General features: G+C 52.6%; 26 protein-coding genes and 3 pseudogenes. 16 read left to right on the top strand and 13 right to left on the bottom strand.

Annotated elements, in window-relative coordinates:
• Positions 1-43 precede the first annotated feature (43 nt).
• A complete protein-coding gene (locus DBR46_RS24410) occupies positions 44-922 on the bottom strand; it encodes a YafY family protein (protein WP_124528272.1) in 879 nt (292 codons plus the stop codon).
• A 356-nt stretch (positions 923-1278) separates the two neighbouring features.
• Here DBR46_RS24410 and DBR46_RS30370 point away from each other — a divergent pair, with 356 nt between their 5' ends.
• Both DBR46_RS30370 and DBR46_RS30695 read left to right on the top strand, forming a co-directional pair.
• Positions 1279-1425, top strand: coding sequence for a hypothetical protein (locus DBR46_RS30370; protein WP_177414121.1), 147 nt, complete (start codon positions 1279-1281; stop codon positions 1423-1425).
• A 56-nt stretch (positions 1426-1481) separates the two neighbouring features.
• On the top strand, positions 1482-1847 hold the full coding sequence (locus tag DBR46_RS30695) for a 4-fold beta flower protein (RefSeq protein ID WP_368666079.1): 366 nt from the start codon (positions 1482-1484) through the stop codon (positions 1845-1847).
• Positions 1848-1912: 65 nt separating this feature from the next.
• On the opposite strand, the pseudogene DBR46_RS24405 reads toward DBR46_RS30695, so the two are convergent.
• From DBR46_RS24405 to DBR46_RS30635, 3 genes and pseudogenes are all read right to left on the bottom strand, one after another.
• A pseudogene (locus tag DBR46_RS24405) lies at positions 1913-2623 on the bottom strand (AAA family ATPase); the annotation flags it as partial.
• Between the two features lie 310 nt (positions 2624-2933).
• Positions 2934-3425, bottom strand: a complete 492-nt coding sequence (locus tag DBR46_RS24400; protein WP_177414120.1) for a 3'-5' exoribonuclease — start codon at positions 3423-3425, stop codon at positions 2934-2936.
• 63 nt (positions 3426-3488) lie between these two features.
• Positions 3489-3660, bottom strand: a pseudogene (locus tag DBR46_RS30635) (restriction endonuclease); the annotation flags it as partial.
• Between the two features lie 405 nt (positions 3661-4065).
• Here DBR46_RS30635 and DBR46_RS24385 point away from each other — a divergent pair.
• Both DBR46_RS24385 and DBR46_RS30630 read left to right on the top strand, forming a co-directional pair.
• Entirely contained in the window at positions 4066-4665 is a 600-nt protein-coding gene (locus tag DBR46_RS24385; protein WP_124528270.1) for a hypothetical protein, read from the top strand.
• A gap of 99 nt (positions 4666-4764) precedes the next feature.
• Positions 4765-5079, top strand: a complete 315-nt coding sequence (locus DBR46_RS30630; protein ID WP_256659389.1) for a hypothetical protein — start codon at positions 4765-4767, stop codon at positions 5077-5079.
• Between the two features lie 335 nt (positions 5080-5414).
• On the opposite strand, the gene DBR46_RS24375 is transcribed toward DBR46_RS30630, so the two are convergent.
• Together DBR46_RS24375 and DBR46_RS24370 are read right to left on the bottom strand one after the other, a co-directional pair.
• Positions 5415-5936 carry a hypothetical protein gene (locus tag DBR46_RS24375; RefSeq protein ID WP_124528269.1) on the bottom strand — a complete coding sequence of 174 codons (522 nt, stop codon included), beginning with the start codon at positions 5934-5936 and terminating at the stop codon, positions 5415-5417.
• Positions 5937-6004: 68 nt separating this feature from the next.
• Positions 6005-6415, bottom strand: coding sequence for a hypothetical protein (locus DBR46_RS24370; protein ID WP_124528268.1), 411 nt, complete (start codon positions 6413-6415; stop codon positions 6005-6007).
• A 652-nt stretch (positions 6416-7067) separates the two neighbouring features.
• On the opposite strand from DBR46_RS24370, the gene DBR46_RS24365 reads away from it, so the two are divergent.
• From DBR46_RS24365 to DBR46_RS24350, 4 genes are all read left to right on the top strand, one after another.
• On the top strand, positions 7068-7292 hold the full coding sequence (locus DBR46_RS24365; RefSeq protein WP_256659388.1) for a hypothetical protein: 225 nt from the start codon (positions 7068-7070) through the stop codon (positions 7290-7292).
• Positions 7293-7302: 10 nt separating this feature from the next.
• Entirely contained in the window at positions 7303-7761 is a 459-nt protein-coding gene (locus DBR46_RS24360) for a helix-turn-helix domain-containing protein (protein WP_256659387.1), read from the top strand.
• An 80-nt stretch (positions 7762-7841) separates the two neighbouring features.
• Positions 7842-8312, top strand: coding sequence for a hypothetical protein (locus DBR46_RS24355; RefSeq protein WP_124528267.1), 471 nt, complete (start codon positions 7842-7844; stop codon positions 8310-8312).
• Positions 8313-8393: 81 nt separating this feature from the next.
• Positions 8394-9218: an inositol monophosphatase family protein gene (locus DBR46_RS24350; protein ID WP_124528266.1), complete on the top strand. Its 825-nt coding sequence runs from the start codon at positions 8394-8396 to the stop codon at positions 9216-9218.
• Positions 9219-9304: 86 nt separating this feature from the next.
• Here the strand turns inward: DBR46_RS24350 and DBR46_RS24345 are convergent, their stop codons facing one another.
• A complete protein-coding gene (locus tag DBR46_RS24345) occupies positions 9305-9580 on the bottom strand; it encodes a hypothetical protein (RefSeq protein WP_124528265.1) in 276 nt (91 codons plus the stop codon).
• Between the two features lie 79 nt (positions 9581-9659).
• Positions 9660-10664 carry a metallophosphoesterase gene (locus DBR46_RS24340; RefSeq protein ID WP_124528264.1) on the bottom strand — a complete coding sequence of 335 codons (1005 nt, stop codon included), beginning with the start codon at positions 10662-10664 and terminating at the stop codon, positions 9660-9662.
• A gap of 275 nt (positions 10665-10939) precedes the next feature.
• Between DBR46_RS24340 and DBR46_RS24335 the strand changes: the two are divergent.
• Positions 10940-11548 (top strand): annotated as a pseudogene (locus tag DBR46_RS24335) (histidine phosphatase family protein); the annotation flags it as partial.
• A 530-nt stretch (positions 11549-12078) separates the two neighbouring features.
• Here DBR46_RS24335 and DBR46_RS24330 read toward each other — a convergent pair.
• Positions 12079-12543, bottom strand: coding sequence for a DUF3429 domain-containing protein (locus tag DBR46_RS24330; RefSeq protein ID WP_124528262.1), 465 nt, complete (start codon positions 12541-12543; stop codon positions 12079-12081).
• A gap of 245 nt (positions 12544-12788) precedes the next feature.
• On the opposite strand from DBR46_RS24330, the gene DBR46_RS24325 reads away from it, so the two are divergent.
• From DBR46_RS24325 to DBR46_RS24310, 4 genes are read left to right on the top strand one after another with little or no spacing between them, the layout of a single operon-like run.
• Complete coding sequence (locus DBR46_RS24325) at positions 12789-13850, top strand: SDR family oxidoreductase (RefSeq protein ID WP_124528261.1); 1062 nt, start codon at positions 12789-12791, stop codon at positions 13848-13850.
• Between the two features lie 51 nt (positions 13851-13901).
• Positions 13902-14111 carry a hypothetical protein gene (locus tag DBR46_RS24320; protein ID WP_124528260.1) on the top strand — a complete coding sequence of 70 codons (210 nt, stop codon included), beginning with the start codon at positions 13902-13904 and terminating at the stop codon, positions 14109-14111.
• Positions 14108-14584: a hypothetical protein gene (locus DBR46_RS24315; RefSeq protein ID WP_124528259.1), complete on the top strand. Its 477-nt coding sequence runs from the start codon at positions 14108-14110 to the stop codon at positions 14582-14584. Before DBR46_RS24320 ends, DBR46_RS24315 begins: the two co-directional genes overlap by 4 nt.
• A gap of 53 nt (positions 14585-14637) precedes the next feature.
• A complete protein-coding gene (locus DBR46_RS24310; RefSeq protein ID WP_124528258.1) occupies positions 14638-15183 on the top strand; it encodes an SH3 domain-containing protein in 546 nt (181 codons plus the stop codon).
• A 173-nt stretch (positions 15184-15356) separates the two neighbouring features.
• On the opposite strand, the gene DBR46_RS24305 is transcribed toward DBR46_RS24310, so the two are convergent.
• On the bottom strand, positions 15357-15605 hold the full coding sequence (locus DBR46_RS24305) for a hypothetical protein (RefSeq protein ID WP_177113956.1): 249 nt from the start codon (positions 15603-15605) through the stop codon (positions 15357-15359).
• Between the two features lie 650 nt (positions 15606-16255).
• Between DBR46_RS24305 and DBR46_RS24300 the strand changes: the two genes are divergently transcribed.
• Entirely contained in the window at positions 16256-16930 is a 675-nt protein-coding gene (locus tag DBR46_RS24300) for an HAD family phosphatase (protein ID WP_124528256.1), read from the top strand.
• Between the two features lie 677 nt (positions 16931-17607).
• On the opposite strand, the gene DBR46_RS24290 is transcribed toward DBR46_RS24300, so the two are convergent.
• Positions 17608-18747 carry a glutathione-independent formaldehyde dehydrogenase gene (locus tag DBR46_RS24290; RefSeq protein ID WP_124528254.1) on the bottom strand — a complete coding sequence of 380 codons (1140 nt, stop codon included), beginning with the start codon at positions 18745-18747 and terminating at the stop codon, positions 17608-17610.
• Positions 18748-18941: 194 nt separating this feature from the next.
• On the opposite strand from DBR46_RS24290, the gene DBR46_RS30620 reads away from it, so the two are divergent.
• Positions 18942-19178, top strand: a complete 237-nt coding sequence (locus tag DBR46_RS30620; RefSeq protein ID WP_034114356.1) for a hypothetical protein — start codon at positions 18942-18944, stop codon at positions 19176-19178.
• 7 nt (positions 19179-19185) lie between these two features.
• On the opposite strand, the gene DBR46_RS30615 is transcribed toward DBR46_RS30620, so the two are convergent.
• Both DBR46_RS30615 and DBR46_RS24275 read right to left on the bottom strand, forming a co-directional pair.
• The gene (locus DBR46_RS30615; RefSeq protein WP_124528253.1) at positions 19186-19434 is read right to left on the bottom strand and encodes a hypothetical protein; all 249 of its coding nucleotides are present in this window, start codon (positions 19432-19434) and stop codon (positions 19186-19188) included.
• 3 nt (positions 19435-19437) lie between these two features.
• Entirely contained in the window at positions 19438-20148 is a 711-nt protein-coding gene (locus tag DBR46_RS24275; protein WP_124528286.1) for a glycosyltransferase family 2 protein, read from the bottom strand.
• A gap of 204 nt (positions 20149-20352) precedes the next feature.
• Here DBR46_RS24275 and DBR46_RS24270 point away from each other — a divergent pair, with 204 nt between their 5' ends.
• Positions 20353-20889, top strand: coding sequence for a cupin domain-containing protein (locus tag DBR46_RS24270; protein ID WP_124528252.1), 537 nt, complete (start codon positions 20353-20355; stop codon positions 20887-20889).
• Positions 20890-21012 lie beyond the last annotated feature (123 nt).

Here is a 21012-nt window from a genome sequence, read left to right as displayed (position 1 = left end):
ATAGCGAACAGCTTTTCTCCGGTGCTGCGCTTTAGGCTGGTAATTAATTAGGACTTTGGTAGCCAGGCGCGAACATGGAGCTCTCAACTCCATAGAGCGCTAAAGGATCCTTGAGCCATAGTCGGTAAGCCTTGTCCGCGATGCTGTGATCTGGAGAACAATCTACGTGGTACTGCTGCAGTACGTAGCCCGCCATTGCGGCGCGCACGCGTAGTTTGAGCACCCCATCAAGCATGTCGTAATCGCGCTTTACGATCTCTGTAGAGTCTTTATCGGGATGCGGAACAATGGGTAGTTCGAGCATCCGATTCCATTGATCATCATGCTTGGGCGTTTCATCGTCTCCAGCTTTCTCCCCCATCTGAATTTCAGCATGCCCCACTCGGGTTAGAACGAAGTCTGCAAACTTCTTACGCTTTCGATCAAACGCCCGGACGTGCCAGCGAAGACCGTCACAACCAATAGCGAACGGTACTACGGTTCGCTCTGACTGGCCTGAACCGGAGGTGTAGCTGATTTTAACGACCCGTTTGAGGTGAATTGCCCTGGTGATGGGCGCTAAAACCTCCACCTTAGGTTTGCTGAGCAACGAAACCGACTCGTGGGGGATCAGCGGCTTTTCATATGAATCCAAGCCATAGCCGAACCCCTGCGAAAGCGCAGTGAGAACTCGCTCAGATGCGTGCGCGATCAATGGAGAGAATTTTTCGCGTATCACGTACTGCTTCGTGACCGTGTCGAGCTCCGTATTCTGTGGAGCAACATCCTTGTACTGAGCGAAATCACGGGTGGCAGCAGCGGCACCTACGCCAAACCTATCCATGAGATCCGCCCGTGAGACGGCGCCTGTGAAGTAGAGGCGGAAATCGATGTACACCAGGCGCTCCCGTTGCGCTTGGCTGTACTCGCTCAAATCAATCATGTCATCTCCATAGAATCTAATAGTCGGTCAAGCCGTCACCTTTCACCCAGCATAACACATGAGCAGTTGACGTCATCAAAATGATGATGATAGGCTATGCAAATGGCACCGATACATATTCATCACTAGCGCTACGAGGAGGCTTCTGAGCCTGCATTGGACTAGATGATGGAAAGCCAGAAACAAAAAAGCCGATCAAGTTCGCACCTTGACCGGCCTTTGGGAAAAGACGTCTGAACAGACTCCAGATGTCTCTCGCGCTTCGTTGAAGAAAGCTTTGCGATGGTAGCCCCTGTGAGCTCCTTTCGCAAGGGAGCGAGTTCTGTGTTTGAGCCTACCTCAGCAGGAGACATTTTATGTCCCAGATTGAGATGTTCGAAAAGCCCGACGAGGAAGGTGAGGTCATCTATCGCATGACCATCACCACCAAAACCGGGAAAGTGATTCGACGTGCAAACGGTCAGCCGTTTCGTATCGTCATTCGCCCTAAAGCATCCAAGTAATTTGGCTGCTTAACAGAGCTCGGGGCACGCAAGTGCCCTGTTCTCCCATCGCTGCAATGAAGAGCCTCATGAGCCTAGATTTCTATGATATGCAACACAAGCCGATCGCGTATACAGATGACGACGAGCACTTATATGCATACTGTGGCCGTCCACTCGCCTACTTTCACGAAGGTTCGGTCTACTCCTATCCAGGCTTACATCTAGGATTTATAGCGAATGGCTACATTCGCGATAATCACGGCCACATCGTGCTACGCACACCAGAGTCAGGCGGTGGCTCAATGAAGATGTGGCTCCTACCCCCTCCGCCGAAGGGCCCCAAGCAAATGCGATATCTCAAATGTCGAAGGCGTCCCAAATTTTATGCTCTGATGCGTCTCTTTCACTCAAAGATACCTGGGGATGAATTCTTCTCTTGATGAGAGATGAAGTCCCTCCTCTCTCCGCCGTGATGAAGAACGACGCGGCGCGCAGGCTTTGAGACCACTTCCGAGAACTGAATGAGCGTGTTCTGGGACAGGTGCATTCCTAACGCGGCTCTCAAGCTATTCCCAATTCGTTCATTCGCTTGCTTGATTGCGTAATCGTCGCTCGCGGAGAGCTCTTGGTTGAACGCACCAACTCGCTCCTCCAAGGGGTGCAGTTTCCCTTCCTTACGAGCGGCATTAAGTTCCTTGCGGCAGAGCGCCTTCAGCAGCCGGGCTAGCCGGGATTGCCGCCCATCCCGAAGTTTTGTTTCCGCATCACGCAGAGGGGGTAAATAAATGCAGTGAATAAGGTCAAGGGTTTCGGTTTCCAGCGCCGCAGCATGCGCATACCCGCCATATAGCTGGCTTTTGAACCTCCCCCGAGATTCTAAATTGAGCGCGGTAAAAGTGAGTTTTGCCTCCTCTTCGTTGCCGCACCAGTCCCTGAAAGCGATTGCGTCATTCTCATCGAGGTCAGAAAATGTTGCTCGAATATCAATCCTTTGTGCGGCTACTGCCGCCTCGTGAAATCCACGGTGAAAATCTCTCTCGTTGATCAGGCGTTTGCCCGATTCGGAGTCGTTAAAGATCTGGCGGACGGCTGCGATGACCCCTGTCTTACCCGCTCCGTTCTCGCCCACTAAAACATTGAGGCCATCGTGGAAGTCAATTGTGAAAGGCACGCCGAAGCATTTGAAACCGTGAATATCTAAGGTACGTAAATACATGAGAGTCCTTTCTTCCTGAGAATCCGTCGTGGCTTAGTAGGCCCATCAGTAACTAACAAGCTGAGGCCAGCAAGCGTGAGCGCAGAGGTAACGCCTCCGGATGATGCCATGGAGGGCCGGAAGTCGAACAGCTGCAACCAGCGCCTGCTAAGAGGCTGTCTTCTGGCGACGAGGTGGCATTGAGCAGAACATACGATCTTGCGCGTTGGGCGTAGTGCCTCGGTCATTTGATCAACGAGCTGTTCGGTAATCTGTGCATTTCCAGTAGTCGGGCGTACCCCTCCGGGGGCGGCTGTCGTTACGAAGATCATCAGTCATGTCCAGTGCCTCGTTTGGAACCGGCAGTCAGTCGACGATAAAGGTCGGCTAAGAGGCGAGCATCCAGCAGCGCGTGATGTGGAAGTTCCGGGAGCGTCACGTTGCCGATATCATCCGCTTCGAGATGCCTGAATAGTAGGATCAGGTTAGTCGCGCGATTGGCAACGTTACCTGGCCAACGATGATCTACGTAGGCTAGTTGGCAGAAGAGATCCCAATCCCATTCTGGAGCATCAGAGCAAACCTCGAGGGGGTCTTCCAGATCACTCAGGAAAGCGAGCAGTGAGAATTGGGCTTCGACCAAGGTTTGCCCGTGCGCCGCTAGGTTGAGCTGAGGCAGCACGTTCAGGATCACGAAATCGCTGCAGTCCCCCACTAGATATGTATCTGTGAGCTCGACGTAAAACTCGTGCCCGGCTTCGGACACGAGCGCCAAGGAAATCAGCTTCGTATCTCGGTTCAGCTGTGTGAACTCACAGTCCATATAGCTTCATCTGCTCCTCCCTGTAAGTACCTGGTTCATGCATGCCGGTGTACCTTGTGCCAAAGCTACGTCATTTTCCCAAAGGTAGTAATAGAACAGAGCCAAGTCAGACCTGAATGTCGTTCCTGCCTCTTCAATCCAAGAACGTAAGGTGTCGGCAAGATCAGTTCGAATGTGGCGGGTCAGCTAACCCCATATAGTCAGAGTTGAAAGCTGTGGTCTGCAGCAGCTTGTTTGCGTCGGCACAAAAAAACTTCCTACACGGCTCAAGGTTTCGAAAAACGAACCGTTTTTCATATCTATGACATCTAGAGAAACCGGTTTTGAACCTACCAACGATCGCATTTGCACGATGCCTGACAGGCGCCGTGCCGTTTGCCGAGACCACCCAGGGTCATCGTCAACGCAGGGCGTGGGAGCGCTTAGTCAGCTACATCGCGTCCTCTGACTCCCCTTCCGACTTTGACAGAGCTGCAGCCTTCGCTGAGGGCTATGCGCAAGCGCTGGTCGACGGTGAGCAAATCGAAATCTCAACAGAGCGTGACTTACTGATCATCTCAATCGTTGATGAGTGGCGGCGTCATTTCATCCGCACCAATGGTTCGTCCACCTTTAGCACTCCCCTCCTCCAAGGACATTCATGACTTCCAAATTTCAGCGCTACGCGGACGACGAAATTTCAGATCCCAGCCTCCGAATGCCACGTCAAATTTTGGCAACCAGCACCAACCAATATCCGATTGATATCCTCGTTTCTCGCTGGGAAAAACACTTGGTCGAGCCGTCTGTTGCACACGAGAAGTACCCTTGGGCTGCGGAGTTTGTAATGGGCATTCCTGTTCCATCTTGGCATCGCCCAGTAGTCTGGAATCTGGGGCAAAAGTCTCGGTTCATCATTTCTGTGTGGACTGGAGGGGATCTCGGAAGCTATCTCACTAATGAGTGGTGTGATTCGGGTTCGGGACGAGCAATGGCTGAGAGCAGCGATATTTTGATCGACGGCTTGCATCGGTTGCATAGCCTTGAGGAGTACCTTCTTGATCGCTTGGCAGTCCCAGATGCTCAAGGGCAACCAAGGGTTTGGTCTGAGATTGGCAATGGCGAACGGAAGCGTTTCTTGTCGACAGTCTTCATGCATGCGCATGTATCGTCTGATGACGAATTGTTGTTGCGAAAGACTTATGATCTTTACGCCATGGGTGTAGCTTCTCGTACGAACGATCAGCGCGCGGTTCGATAACCGTTAGATGCTATTTTTGGGGCATTCCCCTCTGGGGATGGCTGTCGTAAACCAAGCCCCGTCTATCGACGGGTCTTGGCCCTGCGGGCTTCCATCCTCATGCCTTCGACCTTCCTGGTCTGCGCGCTCCGCTTGCATGATGACCTGAGTCACTTCTCGGCTTGGACATTACCCGCAGCTCCCACATACTGCTTCCATCCAATCAGTGGTGGGGTTAGCCCGATGTTATGGTCATTTTGGAAAGACAAACGTCCTGAATGGATACAGGCTGAAGAACGAGAATTCATCAAAGCGGTGAACAGCTTGAAGACGCTGCAGACCACCCCTCGGGGCGGCATGAAAATTGATCCTGAAGAGCTCAGAGACCAGATTCTGGCCTCTCGAGAAAGGTACAAAGATCTGGTTAAGAAATAGGGATACCGGGTGGCCAGCCAGTTTGGAGCCTCATCGAGAGTAGGCTGACCTGCTTTTCATCCTCTCCTGCGCCACCGAACAAACGCCAGCGAGGCTCGTATTTACTTCACGAGCTGACCCTCTGGCGTAAGTGGTAGTCGAACACCTCTATGTAGCTCGCGCCGACTTCTATGAAAAGGAGGCTCCATAACAACTGCTGAGCATTTTCTTAATCGCTGCGCCGGGCGCATACGACCTGCCTTGATTGCGTACGGGCAGCATGGATGAAGTTTGTTCCTGGCTGTTCAACCTCGTGACGTTGTCATTGCAGTCATTCTGTGCGGAAATCTTTCGATTTAAGGCTTCGTGATTTTTTGGCAGGCGCTAAGCAAGACGTCGCTCAGCCAAAACGCATCATCTTCAGTGAACGAGTAACACATAAAAGGAAATACCAACTCATAACCCCCGCCCTCAATTGTGCAGACCACGATTGACGTGGTGCCTGAAAGTGACTCCTCACAGACGTTTGCGCTCGCATCTTCAAATGCAATCTCGCCAGAAGCCGAGTATTGAAAGCCGCGTATTCCAATCAATCTGCGAACCTTGAACAATCCAGTCGGACGACTTTCGCCTACGGCTTGATCAGCTTCCTCATCACCACCTATAGCCAGTGCTTCTCTCAGGCATGATGAAATCTCTTGTGCGACGTCAGGAGTGACACTGAGCCTCACGATGTCCAGCTCGATCATGATGCGCGCCGACGGTAGCACTTCGATTGCGCATTTGTATTTCTCGTCAAAATCTAGGCCGCGCCAGCAGTCGAACTCTCTACAAAGACGAAAATCAGAAGATGCTTTTGAAGTCGGATGAAGCTTCATGGAAACGCCTTATATATTTGCTCTTGTAAATACAAACGGATGCGTTTCGAGAAACTTGAGATGCTTTCCTAGATTTTTTCGTCGATAGCTGATCGGTACGCTTCTAGGCGCTGATTTTCGTGCTTCCAAAGATTAATAAATTTTTCAAAATCATTAAGGAAAGGGCCTGTTTCAACCCGAGTCGATCCGATGCTCGCTTGGAGGAATCGCTCTCGCCACGGTTCCGGAATGCTCTCTTCACGAACAATTTGGAGGCCGCTCGAGCGAGGATCGATAACCACAAGGTCGCGAAGATCCTCTAGTTTCGCCACATCTTTCAGCAACCTGTCGGCTTCATCCTGGCGTGCGATTTCGTCGAGCATAGACACGAATGGAGTGGCCTTGGGATCGCCCGGCAGAAGATCGGATAGCGCCCATAAAGCTTTCCTCCTGAGCTTCTCTCGTTCACGCAGATTCTGATCAACAGCACCGCTAGACATTAGGTTCTCCTCCGTAATGCGGACACCCTGAACTCTGCTTAAGGTCGCGGGCTTCGTTGGCTGAGCTATTTCAATGTGACCGCCGGCCAAATCCGCCAGCGCCGGAGAGTTGCTCCTCCACGAACTCAATTGACGAGCTCAGCTCGTGCTGTATTTCTTCAAAGACTGAGTCTAGCTCGGGATGAGCACCTGACTTTCTAAGCTCCGCTACTAACCGCGAAAGCTCCCTCCCCTTGGCCATCGGCATTTGAACATTGCAGTACACCGTGTCTTTGTCATTACGACTCGTAAGTCCTCCAAACTAGGAAGCTGAAACCCTGATGTTGGTATGTACCGGTGCTGCAATCAAGCCTCGTTGGGAGTGCTATGTCTTACGAGCCGAATGCAGCAGTGGATCGGCGATTGATTGACGTTAGTTTTGGTGCGCGCCCCTGCCGGGGATGGCTGTCGTAAACCAAGCCACCCGCCAGGCCGGCGTCTTGACCCGTAGGGCTTCCATCCTCGCGCGTCGGCCTCTCGGTCTGCGCGCTCCGCTTGCCACCATACTCCCAGCTGATTTTTGGTGTCACAGGCCCGAAGAATTTGATACTTCTCTTAGCCTATCCTTGGTAAAACTTGCTCTGGTTTCTACTCAGCCTCTGAGGAGTCGCAAATGGATAAAACTAAACGGGCAAAAGGGAGGGCTTACCAATCCGCTCGAGATCCTGAGCGGGTGCTGATCGAAGAGCGAGCAGAGGCGCTATCAGCGGCCGGCTACCCGCTGCCTGAGGATGACCCGGCGATGTACGCTGAGCAAAGACTGCACGAGGCTAGAGAGGCGGCGCGGGAACCCCAACCTTGTCTGGTGAGCGAAGTCACCCCAATCGACATACCGTGATTGGCTCCACATGGCTAAAATGCGCAACCACGCTCAAAAAGACTGGCTGATTAGGAACGTGTTCATGACGCTCAAAAATGCTTTTGCTGCCGTGCTAAAAGCGATGCGCGCGGGCAAAGGATTGACCCAGAAAAATCTTGCGGAAGTCAGCAGTCGAACATACGTTTCGAAACTAGAGCGCGCCCAGTCAAGCCCCACGCTGGAGATGATAACGGCTTTGAGCGGCCCGCTCAGAGTGAGTCCTATGACCCTGGTCGCCATTACTCTTTGCGCTGAGTCGGGAGAGTCCGTTGACGCTTTGCTGCGTCGCACCCAAGAGGAATTGGCGAGCCTAGGCCATGAGGGAGTTCTCAAAAATCTGGCGATTTCGTCGTGTGACGAGACGCCAGCGCGACCTCGCTCTCCAAAGCCCCAAAGTCATCGTTCAGTGACGAACTCCCAGCAAGTTGAATTTTGTTTCGCTGAATAAACGCTTTTCATTGCCACTAATCAGACGGCAGACACGGCTGCGGTCGTGGCCTACCTCTGGAAAATCCAAAAGGTCGAGTAATGCGTAATTTCGATCTTGACCTTAGTAGGGTTATCCACGAGCACTTCATCACCGGCAAGGCAGCCATAAATTTCCCGAGACCTCACATCACTTCGGGTGGATGGCACTACCTAGCATATTGGAACAGCGAGGTCGGTGAGGCCAAGGTGTCGCTTGCTGGTATCCACTACCCCGACACGGCATTTTGCTTTGGTGACACGGGCATCTTGAACGCCACCGATGAACTAGAGCGGAGGGGGTGGAAGACCGATCACCAGATCTATATGGCCGATCACTTCCGCGCGACCGGAGATATGGTTCTCAAGTGGGTGCTCGGCCGCTCAGAGTTTTGCAACGTCGAGCTGTCAGAATGGTTTCCGGACGATCATGATTTAGATGCCATGGTCGGAATGCTCAGAGGAGCCATCAACAAGCTGGAAAACGTTCAAGGTGATCGTCTTAGTCGATGGCTTGGTTCGCAGCTCCTGTAAGATGAGTAGGAGAATCGTCTATTTGCTTACGGACAAAATATCCCCCCTACGCTCCTCCGCCCATTAGCTCTCCAGGTCGCCATGATCAACACACAAATGCAGCAGATTCTTCCCCAGGTGATCAAGGTTGTGGAGCGGGCAGGTATTTTACTGGCGGAGGAATGTGTCCGTCCGGAAGGCCGTAGAGGCTACGGTGATAAAGCTGAAATCGACGTTGAAATTGAGGTGTTTCTCCGAGAGGAGTTGCTGAAAATTTTGCTATGCGATTGGTGGGGTGAAGAGACCGGCCACATACTTTCCGGCAACTCTTTCTGCTGGGTTGTTGACCCCAACGACGGCACCAGTGATTTCCTCAAGGGCCTAGATGGATCGGCCATCTCAGTAGGATTGCTTCACAATAATCATCCCGTTTTGGGCGTAGTACATGCACCTGTCACACCAACCGAGAATTCAGACTGCATCAGTTGGGCGCAAGGCATGGATCACCTGGCTAGAAATGGAAAACCCGTATATGTAGACCTCTCAAAGCAGGAGCTGACGGACGGAAGCTTGGTGATGGTGAGTGCTGCAGCCGGCAACAAGCCGCAGACCAATCGCGAGCTCTGTGCGCCGGCAGGTTTTTATCCCATGCCATCGATTGCGTACAGACTGGCTAAGGTCGCCGCTGGGGATGGCGTTTGCGGACTGTCTCTGTATCCGGTGTCAGCCCATGACGTAGTCGCGGGGCACGCATTGCTGATTGGTGCCAAAGGCGTTTTGGTCGACGAATTCGGAAACCCTATTCAGTATCGTACTGAGGTGGAAATGTTGAGGGTTTGCCAACAATGCTTTGGCGGAGCACCCAATGCTTGTTCTGAACTCGTGAGTCGCGACTGGGCCAAAGTCTTTCAGACGTCGGCGAACTAATGCGCCTTGAAAAGCGGGATCATCACTTACACATTGGAGATGGCACATGGCCGGTTTTTTTCGACAAAAATTGATGTCTTTTGGAATCAAAAAGTAGCCGCGACTGACGTCGCAAAGGTGCGATCAGCATACACAACACTGGCTTCGCCGCCCTCCATCAAGCATTCCAACGCAGAGAAACCGGAAAACAGAAGCCAAAAGATGAAAAGCACAAGGAGCGCAAACCAATAGAGCAACATCAAGGCAATCGGGTCGATTGCCCCACAGCTCAAGGCAGGCCGAAAAAAAGGGGGAATTTTGGAGAACGTCGCTTTTTGTTTGTTTTCAAATATAAGGTCTCCGGTTTGAAATTTTACTTTCAAGGGGGCGCGAAAAATATATTTTCGGTTTGTGTGGCGAAAGCGTCTTGAAGAACCATTTTTCGAAGTCTAGAGCAGTAAATCAGGCGCCGAAAAGCCGCTGAAGCAGCTGCTCCGTCTGCGTTCCTCTGTACCTTGCCTTCAGCTCATCAAGCTTGGCACCTCTGCGCTCGCCAGTAAGTAAGCTAAGCCCGTGCAACGCGTTAATGAGCTTCTCAGATTCGGCGTCCTCATCTCTCATTGTGATCCACGATGAGTTTGCCTGCTTGGCCAACGCTTCAGCCTTTCGGCTAAGGGTCTGTGACTCAATCAATCTGTTGCCATTCACTTCTGTCTTAAGCTGACTGATGACATTCTCGAGCTCCTGCAGCTGCTCTGAAATGCGCTCTGCGCTATCAAGCGACACAGGACGTCCATCAACATAGATAGTGTCTTCTTGGACACAGTAGATTGCCAAAGGGCCTTCCCCTCCTCCCGTGCAATCAAGCGCTAGAAAATTCCCCAGTCTCAGCGGTTTCGGAATCCACGTATGTCCCGTGCAAACTCTCCAGATGCCTGGAACACCATCACGATAATGCTTGATGACCCGTTCCCTCCCCCACAGAGCGATCTCTTCGATCTGAGCATTGTCTAGGCTCCCCACGAACTCCTGCCAAGAAATCCCTGCCGGCACATCCGCATGAACGACACCGACCAGGCCACGTGCGGACTGAATTTCTATGGAGGTAGGGAGATGTTCCAGCCTTTCGATCACCATTCCTTTCGACTCATCGGCGATCGTTGGCCACCATCCCGCACCGTGGGAGCTGTAGCGTGCTTGTGGGTTCTCACGGTAAGCGTTTATCAGCATCTGCTCGTGATTGCCTTGGACACAAAAGAACCAAGGTTCGCCGAGCAGCTTTAGTCCATCTAGCATCCCGGGCCCACGGTCGATCAGATCGCCTACAGCGATGACGCGATCAATCGAGCTGTCAAAGCCAAGCGCGCGAAGCCCCTTATGGAGTTCGATCGTTTTGAAGTGGATATCCCCGACTACGAAGTCACGGCCCACTTCATTCTTGGGGAGTCGTAAAACCGCCTGCGTCATTTGGAATCGTTACCCCGGAGCATTGGCCAATTGATAGTCTGATATGACTCTATTGTACTCACTCCTAGTGTAGGAAGGCGGTTGTACATGGCTGATCACCACAGGGCTGCTGCAGACAAGCGTTAAATTCCCCTGTTCACTTGCGAGCAGCACCGATGGTCATCGCGCTCTGATATCGTTGGAGCAGTTTTCCAACAGCTACAAGTCATGACCTCTCTTAGAAGCCCGCGAATGGATGCTCCACGACACACACTAGACTGTGAGTGCAAGCAGTTATGAAGCACACCAGACTCATCCGCCATGGAGAAAGTGCCGCGAACGCCGGCGAAGCCAGCTTGGATCACGCGACCATTCCTCTTACGACCAAGGGTGTGGAGCAAGCGAGCTTAGTGGCAGGGTCATTCACCCAGGCCCCAGATCTGATTGTCGCATCTCCGTTTTCCAGAGCTCAAGCAACTGCTATGCAGACAGTGACTGCTTTCCCTTCAGTGCCTTTCGAAATATGGCCAATCCACGAATTCACCTATCTTGAGCCCGCACGGTGTATCAACACGACCGTAGCCCAGAGACGAGATTGGGTGGAGGGATACTGGGCCAACTCAGACCCAGCGTTCACGGATGGTGAAGGCGCAGAGTCATTCCTAGACTTTATATCTCGAGCTCAGTCTTTCTTATATCGACTTGCACAGCATCCTGCTCATGACATCGCCGTGTTCTCACATGGGCAATTTATCAATGCCGTGGCTTGGCTGATCGAGCGCAACCCGAAGACAATCGATGGCCAGGCAATGGCCGAGTGGCGCGAGTATGAGATCACCAACCAAGTGCCTAACTGCTCTGGCTACAAGCTGACCAAGCACCCGGACGGCGCTGGCTGGAAAGTAAGTGCAGATAACTCTGAGCTCTCAGCAAGAGAGGTATGCCAAGTATTGCGAGAGGTTACCTTCGAGCGACGGACGATGACCAAGGTGAGTCAGGCGACTTGGGATGAGATTTATGCGGGCCATTTCGTGGTAAGAGTCGAGGGTTGGCGGATATCGATCTACAACGACTGTGGCACGCTCGACTACTGCGAAGAATGCGTGAGTCCGGAAGGACGGCGATGGTCGTTTGGCTCAGGGGATCGGTTTGGAACAGATCCCATTGCGTTGCTCAGTACATGGGAGCATCAGACGCTTGAGCGTCTCCTGAAGGCGCTCTAGGGAGCCAATGTCGAGCGGGCCTCTGCGAGGACGGCTGTCGTGAACCAAGCCTCGCCGTTGCCGAGTCTTGGCCCTGTGGGCTTCCATCCTCCCGCCTGCGCGCTCCGCTCGCTACTGACCCCATGTCACCTTTCCACGAGCCAAGAGGCCCAACAGCCTCGTCCTAATTCAGACGCGGTGCTTGGATGGAAGTGAGTCGGGCACACGAGACTTCACGAATGAAGCGCCTCAACGAGCGCGGCAAGCAGCAAGCAGACGCTCGCCACGAAGGTAAGCCGTAATCGCATCGGCAGGTACCAGGCGGGCAAGCTCATAACCCGCAACAGCTGCCTGTCCTGCCGGAGGTGGACAACAAAGCCGATGACCAACAGCAAGCAACCCAATGGCATTGGCAATAACGTGGCAATCCAAGCAATAAGCGCAGGAATGACACTCCAGATAAACCGGTCGGAGCGCTGCTCGGCGCTTATGTCTTGCACGCTCATGGCGAAGCCCCAGTGCAAGGCTCCGACGAAGCTCAGGATGACTGCGCCATAGTTAACAAGCGCAATTTCAAACAATGGCCGATAGTCGAGAGAGAACGGGATCAGCAGCGCCAGAAAAATAAACGGCAACAGACCGCCATAACCCAGCAGGCTGACGTGCTTTGGCATAGAGGTTAAAGGCAACGCGTTCATTTGTATTCCTTACGCAATGAGCGACACTCAAGACTGTAGGCCCAAAAGCCCTGCTTGGGCGAGATATTGATGGCAAGGTGGGCTACATGAGAGTCCGCTTAAAAACGGGAGACACCATCGCTCCCAATACTGGAGTTCGGGAGGTGTGTTCGACATCCTCTTACGACGGCCCCCCGTACGGATCCGGTTTAGGTTGAACCTCTGTTATTTAGGAGGACTCCCAAATCTAAATCCAGGAGAAACGTATGACCCAGACAGCTTTGGTTGTGGGCGCCAGTGGCATCGTCGGCAGCGCCATCACTCAGTTACTAATCGACAACAAGTGGCAGGTCGCCGCGCTATCGAGGCACCCGTCGCAATCGCAAGGCGTGATCCCCGTCGCGGCAGATCTCCAAGATCCAGCTTCGCTGGAAGATGCGCTTGCGGATCTGAAACCTACTCATGTGTTCATCACCACATGGTCACGGCAAGCCACGGAGGCCGAAAACATTCGCGTTAATGCCGCCATGGTTCGCAATGTGCTCACCGCCATTCGCCCAGCCAAGAGCGTCGAGCACGTAGCATTGGTCACTGGCCTGAAACACTACCTCGGCCCATTCGAAGCCTATGGAAAAGGCAGCCTCCCGCAAACGCCGTTCCGCGAAGAGCAGGGTCGTTTGGACGTTGAGAATTTCTACTACGCCCAAGAAGACGAACTCTTCGTTGCTGCTGAAAAGGACGGCTTCACATGGAGCGTTCATCGCCCGCATACCGTCACCGGGGTTGCTGTAGGTAATGCTATGAACATGGCAACTACCCTCGCCGTCTATGCCTCGATTTGCAAACAGACCAATCGCCCTTTTGTGTTTCCCGGATCAAGGGTGCAGTGGGACAGCCTCACCGATATGACGGACACCCGGCAGTTGGCGAAACAACAACTGTGGGCGGCCACCACACCGGCTGCGGCCAATCAAGCATTCAACGTCACTAACGGCGATGTATTTCGTTGGAAATGGATGTGGAGCCGAATTGCCGACTACTTCGACTTGCCTGCCGCCGATTATCCCGCTTCACTCTCCCCTCTTGAGAAGCAGATGGCTGACGATCAAGCCGTATGGACGCAAATAGTCGCGGAGAACGGCTTGAAAGAATCCGATATTGGTCGCCTGATATCCCCATGGCATACCGATGCAGACCTCGGTCGACCAATCGAAGTAGTGACGGATATGTCGAAAAGCCGTGCCATGGGCTTCACTGCCTACCAAGCGAGCGATCAAGCATTTTTCGATGTGTTCGACAAACTACGCGAGATGCGCTTGATACCCTAGGTCGTGCCACAACGGATATGCTCAGATGATTCCAAGGAGAGGAGAGGGAAAATGGCAAGCGAATATTCGTTATCAGACGTTCTGGAAAGAATGTACCAAAATCAGCTCGCTCTCGAAGCTGCACTCATGGAATTGACCCTCCATGTGGAGGCTCACGGACATTCGGATGTAGGAAACAACGTCCGTGGCGCCCTTGAGACCATTGGCGAAAACGCCGGACATATCAAGCAAGGTCTAGCCCGGCTCAAAAAACTCCCATGAGGCAGCCGCTTTTTGATTTTGATCTCAAACGTGTCTCACGCGAGCACTACGTTACAGGGAAAGCAGCCATCAACTTTCCGCATTCAGGAAGCACAACGGGTGGTTGGCATTACCTGTCCTACTTTGACCGAGTGTCCGGCGTAGCCAAGGTATCTCTCGCGGGTATTCACTATCCTGACACGACAGTTTTTTTCGGCGAGCAAGGCATCCTTAATGCCGCTGACCTTCTCGCTAATCGGGGCTGGATGACCGAGGGTCAAAGCCTCTTCATGGCCGATCACTACCGAGCTACAGCCGACATGGTCATGAAGTGGGCGCTGAGTGAGTCCAGGCACTGCAATATTGAATTGGCTGAGTGGTTTCCGTCAGCAGACGAAAAGCAACGACTGCTTGATCTCCTGGATACTGGGAAGTCAAAGCTTCAAGAAATAGGAAAACTAGAAAAGGTGGAGCTTTGGCTCAGCTCGCAGTAACGTCAATGGAGCAATAGGAATGCAGCCCGCACAGGGCGAGCACAACGAGGGCAATGGATATGCGCAAAAAATCTCAACCGTGGCTTGTCCCGCTTCTAATTCTTATCGCTGTCTTATGGGCAATGGGGAAGAAAGACACACCTCCAAGCCCAGCTAAACCAAACCCACCTCCTCCCGCAAATACCCTGGTGTCAGCTCCCCTTCCTGAGACCCTGCCTCTCCAAACCCAACTGATCAATCAATATGTGAACGCTGATAAGCTGAACATCCGGAGTCAGCCTGCTGGAAAGGTGATTGCTTCCATGAAAAGGGGTGACAAGGTGCAGGTGTTTGAAAGGAAGGATGATTGGGTGCGGATAAGCGCCGATGGGCAACCGGCTAAATGGCTGTCATCTAAAAGCCTCTGCAATGCGGTGAATTGCTATGGAATCTCCAGGCCGGAAACAACTCGCCCTGCACGCCTTTCACCTCAGCCGACACCTAGGCAAACCCCGAGCTACGGATCTTCCTGCCCTTGTTCATCTGGAACAGTCTGCATAGGGCCACGGGGCGGTAGGTACTGCATTACCTCAGGTGGGAACAAGCGCTACGGTGTCTAAGCGAAGGTCGCATCCTAAGCGATAATCCCTGCATCCAGTCGGTGTTCTAATGTCTCAGATAGATTTTACTTCCACATTCGACGCGTGGCCTTACTGCCATAAGCGCTATTGATTTAGCCTTGATCGAAGGCAGCACATCCTGAGGAAGCTAGGGCGTTAAGCCCTAGCAGATCTCACTTTTTCTTTTTTGCAGGTTTCTCTGCCTTGTCTGATTTCTTCGCCTTTTCTGGCTTGCTATCAGCTTTCTTTACAGATTTCTTCGGTTCGGAGTCTTTTTTCTTGTCTTTCTTTTCGGAAGACTTTGAAAGAGCCGATGCCGCTGCAGATTTTTTTGCTGGTGAGGACTTTTTGTCTTTCAAGTCCTTGCTGGCTTTCGAAGTTTCACCTTTGCTTTTCTTGTCGTCTTTAGCCACGTTGACCACCTCTCAGAGTATGCCGTTGTTGGCAAAATGCCTGTGCAATTCTTCACAAGCTAATCATTAGGTGAGCGCGTTCACGGGCGGTTCAAATTTTTATTGCGTTAAAATAGACAGGCCGATTTGGTCACGTCTTTCCTGATCAACGTTTTCAACAGCCCTATACTAGGATAGTACGACGCGACGGCGCGCAATCCCTCCTGGTTTGCAGTAGAAGTGGCAAGAACACCGCCCTCTCCCGCCAAGCATATGGCGTCCGGAATGGCAATTGCGGTCGTCAGTGGTCTACTAACCGTCAGATCGCCCAAGGCGAAGCTCACATCTATAGCTACTTGGCTGGACGCATGGGCTGAGGAAACGTCACACGGATTCAAAAAGCCATGTTGTCGGCCCCGACCACCATTCTCCTTAGAACACCCGAATCGTCCAGAAATAATGAACGCGTCGCTGCCTCAAGTCTCAGAACTGTATGCGGGCATGCGGGCCGTCATGACGATGAGAGAGCTATTCGAGAGGATGATGAGATTCCCGATGGGGATCGCGCCGCACCCGGCCCTGCGGATGTCGAGCGAATGCCAACTGCTAGGTAACAATTTACTCGCATGCTCCTAACAATATACCCACAGCGCCAACTCTAATGAATCTGGAGGATTCCCATGCGACCTCAAACATCTTTTATATTCGACCTTGATGGCACGCTGACCGACAGCGTGTACCAGAACGTAGCCGCATGGAAAGAGGCACTCGATTCCGAGAATATCCCGCTGGCCATGTGGCGTATTCATCGGAAGATTGGTATGAGCGGAGGGCTGATGTTAAAAACCTTGTCCCGTGAAACGGGTGTAGAAATTACTGATGAGCAAGGAAGAATCTTAAGCAAAAAGCATGCGGCTGCGTATGAGGCCCTCAAAAGCCAAATAACGGCACTCCCAGGTTCAGTCGAGCTACTAAAGACGCTCACCCACGAAAATGTACAGTGGTGCATCGCAACCAGTGGTGGCGTTTCTACAGCCAAGATCAATTTAAAGGCGCTGGGCTTAGACATTAACGACATTAATATAATCACCCGCAACGATGTCAAATATGGAAAGCCTGATCCAGATCTTTTCCTTGCCGCAGCGCAAAAGCTCAAGGTACCCATTGAGGACTGTTTAGTGGTTGGTGACGCCATATGGGACATGCTTGCAGCAAGGCGGTGCAAAGCGACAGGTGTGGGCTTGCTCTCAGGCGGCTACGATATTAGCGAGCTAGAAAGAGCGGGAGCCCTGAGGGTGTACGAGGATCCTCAAGACCTATTGCAACATTTAGAGGAAATAGCATCCCGACCTTGATTTCCGACAATCACCTTCAGGGCTTTTTATCAGCGGATTCATGCGTTTTCGCCGATAACGTTTCGATGCTCTGGGGGGGTTGCAGCCCCCATCCCCGTACTGGAATTCACTTCACTTGCGCAGGTGAAGTAGGCTCGACAACGGTAACCAGTAGCCCTTCAGGGCTTTGGATGCAGGGCAGGAAACCTTCAGTTCGCCGCGTATCTAGCCAGCGCCTGGTTTTAAGCACATCGAAAATCTGCCCCTGATCCATCAACACGAGAATCAGCTCGTCTGAGATTCGATACCGACCGCACTCCGGACAGTCACGCTCTTCCCACGGGCCTTCGCACATAACGCGTTCTGCAGCTCCCACGCAAATCAGGCAATTCATCTCGATCACCATTTTATTGTTGTAGCTATCTCTGGCCCAGGAGGTTCACTCCTACCTGGGCCGCCTAGCTGCCCTACTTATTCTCGTCAGACTTTCCTTCCTGCATTTGGACAGAAGACTTGGTGCCACTGGAATTGTCTTTCGTGGCGTTATCCGCGTTGTCAAAGCATCCATGAAGCATGAATACACTGCATAGACATAAGCACATAGATAGCTTTTTCATGATCATTCTCCTGCTAGCTGTTGAATCATTTCTACTGAAGAGGCCGGCCCAAAGGGAGCCGGCGAAGCCGGAGGTTGGCGTTTAAGCTGCTGGCTTGAGTACAACCTTCGTCCAGCCATCGTCACGTGCGTCGAAGTGCTTATAGGCATCTGGGCCCTCGGCAAGCTTGAGGCGGTGGGAGATGATCTGAGAAGGTTTTGCTCGGCCATGGTGGATTAGCTCAGCCAGGCGACGGTTGTAGACTTTGACGTTGGCTTGGCCCGTTCGAATCTGCTGCCCCTTGAACCAGAAAGCGCCGAAATCGAAAGCCATCTTGCCTTCCTTAGCCAGCTCATTTTTGGCTCCTGGGTCTTGGGGTACGAACACACCTACGACGCCGATGCCTCCGGTCGCTTTGGTCGAAGCGACAAGGTTGTTCATGGTCAGGTGATTAGCTTCATGACCATGGCGGTCGCAGCACTGATAACCCACGCACTCGCAACCGCGATCAGTGCCCTTGCCATGGGTCAAGTTCAAGATCTGATCCACCGCCTCTTTCTCAAGCGAGTTGATGGGCGTAGCGCCCATTTGAGCAGCAAGCTTCAAGCGGTCAGGATGATTATCGACTACGAACACCTGAGAGGCACCCTTGATCATGGCCGAGTGGGCAGCCATCAAACCAACTGGGCCGGCGCCGTAGATGGCAATACTTTCCCCGGGAAGGAGGCCTGCCAACTCGGTTGCATGCCAACCAGTCGGGAAGATGTCGGAGAGCATGACGTAATCTTCTTCACGTTCTTGCGCGTCCTCGGGCAACACCAGGCAGTTGAAGTCTGCATAAGGCACTCGAAGTAGTTCAGCCTGCCCCCCCTGATACGGGCCCATGTCAGCGAACCCATAGGCCGCACCCGCGCTGCCTGGGTTAGCGGTCAGGCAAAACCCCGTCAGGCCTTTTTCACAGTTTTCGCAAAAGCCGCAGCCGATGTTGAATGGCAGGCATACCAGATCTCCTACCTTGACCCGATCTACGCCGGAGCCTACTTCGATGACCTCGCCCAGATTCTCATGGCCAAACACTCTGCCCGTTTCAAAAGAAGTACGGCCTTCGTACATGTGCAGATCAGATCCGCAGATGTTTGTGGCAGTCACTCGCACCAGAGCGTCGGTAGGTTTTTCGATTTTGGCGTCCGGCACATTTTGCACACTGACGTCACGGGGGCCGTTGTAAACGATGGCTTTCATTACATTCTCCCAGAGGCAAGACGAAAGGGATTTTTCGTCAGCACATGTTTAGTTTGTCCGAGAGAGCAAATCGTATGTTCAAGAAATTCGAGGCATGTCTGACGAGCGGTACATTCTCAAAATCGCCCAAAAAATCTGAATTATTCGCCATTGAATCTCTCTCTTTTAAATCGATAAGAGATTGAGGGGTTGACTTGAGTTATCTGGATTGGGTGCAGTGGCCAGCTATGGCAGTGACGGTTATCGCCGCGTGGCTTATTGGCTCTCAACGTCCCGCGAGAAGAATGGCGGGGTTCTTCTGTTTCATTTTGAGTAATGTTCTGTGGGTCATTTGGGGTGCTTACGCTGGGGCCTATGCATTGATCGTACTGCAGATCTGCCTCTGTTCGATGAACTTGCGCGGTTGTAAAAAGAACTTTCAGAACCAGTAATGACGATTCAACCGGAGGCCTGCCTCCCGCGTTGATTTTTCCTGAACCCGCGTGCGTTCATACCCAGCAAAATGCACTCGAGCACGATTAGTCCGAAAGCATTTGTGTGCCATCCCCATACAACCCATAACGCATTGCTGAGGATGAACCCCCAAAAGGCAATCATGCGTCGGCGCGGTTGTTGAGATCCGCTAAACCAAGCCGAGATGACGGTCACGACCATAGCGGGCCATTGCACCCAATCGATCAAGTCCAAAGGTCACCCCGCTCCGAGGCTTGAATCAGGACTTATGGAAGGCTCGGCTCCAATGTGCGTATTGGGAGGCATAAGGGAAGCCAGATAGTCGCCAAATCCACCACTACACTTATAGTCCCGGCGCGCACTGGTGATCACAGGGTTGGTGGCTGTCCAGACGATATGCGCGCCAATCCTCTCGAGGTCTGCAATCAGCTGAACGTCTTCGTGCGCAATCAAATGCTGGAACCCGCCAGCATTCCGATAGGCCTCGGCACTCAGTCCAAGATTGGCCCCATGGATGTGGCGATGATTCTCGATGAACTGGTACAGCGCGAGGTACTTGGTACGAACAGCCTCTCCATATCCACTCCAGCTGTCCACCTCAACCGTTCCGCACACCGCGTCGGCTCCAAACTCAATCTGGCGCGCTAGCCAATCAGGCGGTACAACGGTATCGGCATCCGTGAATGCGAGCCACCGAGCACCTGCTTTAAGTAACTGCTCAGCCCCAACGGCTCTTGCCTTACCCACGTTTCGAAAGCAGACCTCTACCGACGTTATCCCCTTCGCTGTTACCACTGCTCCCGTGTTGTCGGAGCAATGATCCAATACGACGAGTATCTCAACCGGTTGCCCTTGAAGAGAAGGATGCTCAGCGGCAAGCACCATGGCGTCCAGGCAATCGCCTATAAGCCTTTCTTCGTTATGGGCAGGTATCACGATCCCTATCATTGACATTCCCTCAGCCTGGCACAGTGTCTCCAGCAATCGACACTGCGCTCATGCAGAAGGTTTAAAGTATCTGGATGTGCGACTTCGACCAATTCTACAGTGAGGCATGAAATCCAATTCGGCCCAATCGCAAGTAGGAACGAACATGCCGCCCTCCGTTCATATCTTTCAAGCAATGTATTTGTCCACCGGGGAGATGCCTCCATGAAAAATACTCGCCAAGTGGCAAGTACCTTGAAGACCCTTATGCTCAATCCAAATGACTGGGTACCCAATAACCGCCGCCTCCCGGTCATCATTTACGAAAGTGCGATCTCTGTGACTGGTAACGATCCGGCAGCACTTTTTGAAAAGATATTTTCAGCTCATGGCTGGCCTCCCCAATGGCGAGACGGTGTCTTCGGCTACCATCACTATCACACCGAAGGACATGAGGTATTAGGTGTCGTGAGTGGCCAAGCACGCTTAATGTTGGGCGGGCCCGATGGGCAAGTCGTAGAGGTGAAAAAAGGAGATGTACTGCTGCTTCCGGCTGGGACGGGTCATTGCAATCTCGGGTCTAGCGCAGACTTTCTCGTCGTGGGTGCTTACCCACCTGGCCAGCACGCAGATATTCGACGTGAAGCTCCTAGCGAAGCGCAGCTTGAGAATATCGCTACCCTGCCATTTCCCGAACATGACCCAGTTCTTGGTAAGGATGGTGGGTTGACCAAGCAATGGGCGATTGGACAGCCTAAATAGGCTACTAGGCGAAAAGCCCAAGCAAAGCCGGTCGCCTGTAGCACTGAGAAAAATTATTGTCTAAAATTTAATGATCCGGGGCAGAACTGGGGTTTGCGAATACACTCAGAATGACTTCGGAAA

The organism is Pseudomonas sp. KBW05 (assembly GCF_003852405.1).
Taxonomy (GTDB): domain Bacteria; phylum Pseudomonadota; class Gammaproteobacteria; order Pseudomonadales; family Pseudomonadaceae; genus Aquipseudomonas.
Note: the sequence above shows the minus strand (reverse complement) of the source record. Positions and strands in the feature narration are given on the sequence as shown.

Bases quoted from the DNA above. Each gene is read 5' to 3' on its own strand.
- DBR46_RS24410 (WP_124528272.1), bottom strand. From the start codon at position 922: ATGATTGATTTGAGCGAGTACAGCCAAGCGCAACGGGAGCGCCTGGTG.
- DBR46_RS24310 (WP_124528258.1), top strand. From the start codon at position 14,638: ATGGATATGCGCAAAAAATCTCAACCGTGGCTTGTCCCGCTTCTAATT.
- DBR46_RS24370 (WP_124528268.1), bottom strand. From the start codon at position 6,415: ATGTCTAGCGGTGCTGTTGATCAGAATCTGCGTGAACGAGAGAAGCTC.
- DBR46_RS24375 (WP_124528269.1), bottom strand. From the start codon at position 5,936: ATGAAGCTTCATCCGACTTCAAAAGCATCTTCTGATTTTCGTCTTTGT.
- DBR46_RS24360 (WP_256659387.1), top strand. From the start codon at position 7,303: ATGGCTAAAATGCGCAACCACGCTCAAAAAGACTGGCTGATTAGGAAC.
- DBR46_RS24290 (WP_124528254.1), bottom strand. From the start codon at position 18,747: ATGAAAGCCATCGTTTACAACGGCCCCCGTGACGTCAGTGTGCAAAAT.
- DBR46_RS30695 (WP_368666079.1), top strand. From the start codon at position 1,482: ATGAAGAGCCTCATGAGCCTAGATTTCTATGATATGCAACACAAGCCG.
- DBR46_RS24385 (WP_124528270.1), top strand. From the start codon at position 4,066: ATGACTTCCAAATTTCAGCGCTACGCGGACGACGAAATTTCAGATCCC.
- DBR46_RS24355 (WP_124528267.1), top strand. From the start codon at position 7,842: ATGCGTAATTTCGATCTTGACCTTAGTAGGGTTATCCACGAGCACTTC.
- DBR46_RS24325 (WP_124528261.1), top strand. From the start codon at position 12,789: ATGACCCAGACAGCTTTGGTTGTGGGCGCCAGTGGCATCGTCGGCAGC.
- DBR46_RS24365 (WP_256659388.1), top strand. From the start codon at position 7,068: ATGGATAAAACTAAACGGGCAAAAGGGAGGGCTTACCAATCCGCTCGA.
- DBR46_RS24275 (WP_124528286.1), bottom strand. From the start codon at position 20,148: ATGATAGGGATCGTGATACCTGCCCATAACGAAGAAAGGCTTATAGGC.
- DBR46_RS24300 (WP_124528256.1), top strand. From the start codon at position 16,256: ATGCGACCTCAAACATCTTTTATATTCGACCTTGATGGCACGCTGACC.
- DBR46_RS24330 (WP_124528262.1), bottom strand. From the start codon at position 12,543: ATGAACGCGTTGCCTTTAACCTCTATGCCAAAGCACGTCAGCCTGCTG.
- DBR46_RS30630 (WP_256659389.1), top strand. From the start codon at position 4,765: ATGCCTTCGACCTTCCTGGTCTGCGCGCTCCGCTTGCATGATGACCTG.
- DBR46_RS24270 (WP_124528252.1), top strand. From the start codon at position 20,353: ATGAAAAATACTCGCCAAGTGGCAAGTACCTTGAAGACCCTTATGCTC.
- DBR46_RS24320 (WP_124528260.1), top strand. From the start codon at position 13,902: ATGGCAAGCGAATATTCGTTATCAGACGTTCTGGAAAGAATGTACCAA.
- DBR46_RS24340 (WP_124528264.1), bottom strand. From the start codon at position 10,664: ATGACGCAGGCGGTTTTACGACTCCCCAAGAATGAAGTGGGCCGTGAC.
- DBR46_RS30370 (WP_177414121.1), top strand. From the start codon at position 1,279: ATGTCCCAGATTGAGATGTTCGAAAAGCCCGACGAGGAAGGTGAGGTC.
- DBR46_RS24350 (WP_124528266.1), top strand. From the start codon at position 8,394: ATGATCAACACACAAATGCAGCAGATTCTTCCCCAGGTGATCAAGGTT.
- DBR46_RS24315 (WP_124528259.1), top strand. From the start codon at position 14,108: ATGAGGCAGCCGCTTTTTGATTTTGATCTCAAACGTGTCTCACGCGAG.
- DBR46_RS24400 (WP_177414120.1), bottom strand. From the start codon at position 3,425: ATGGACTGTGAGTTCACACAGCTGAACCGAGATACGAAGCTGATTTCC.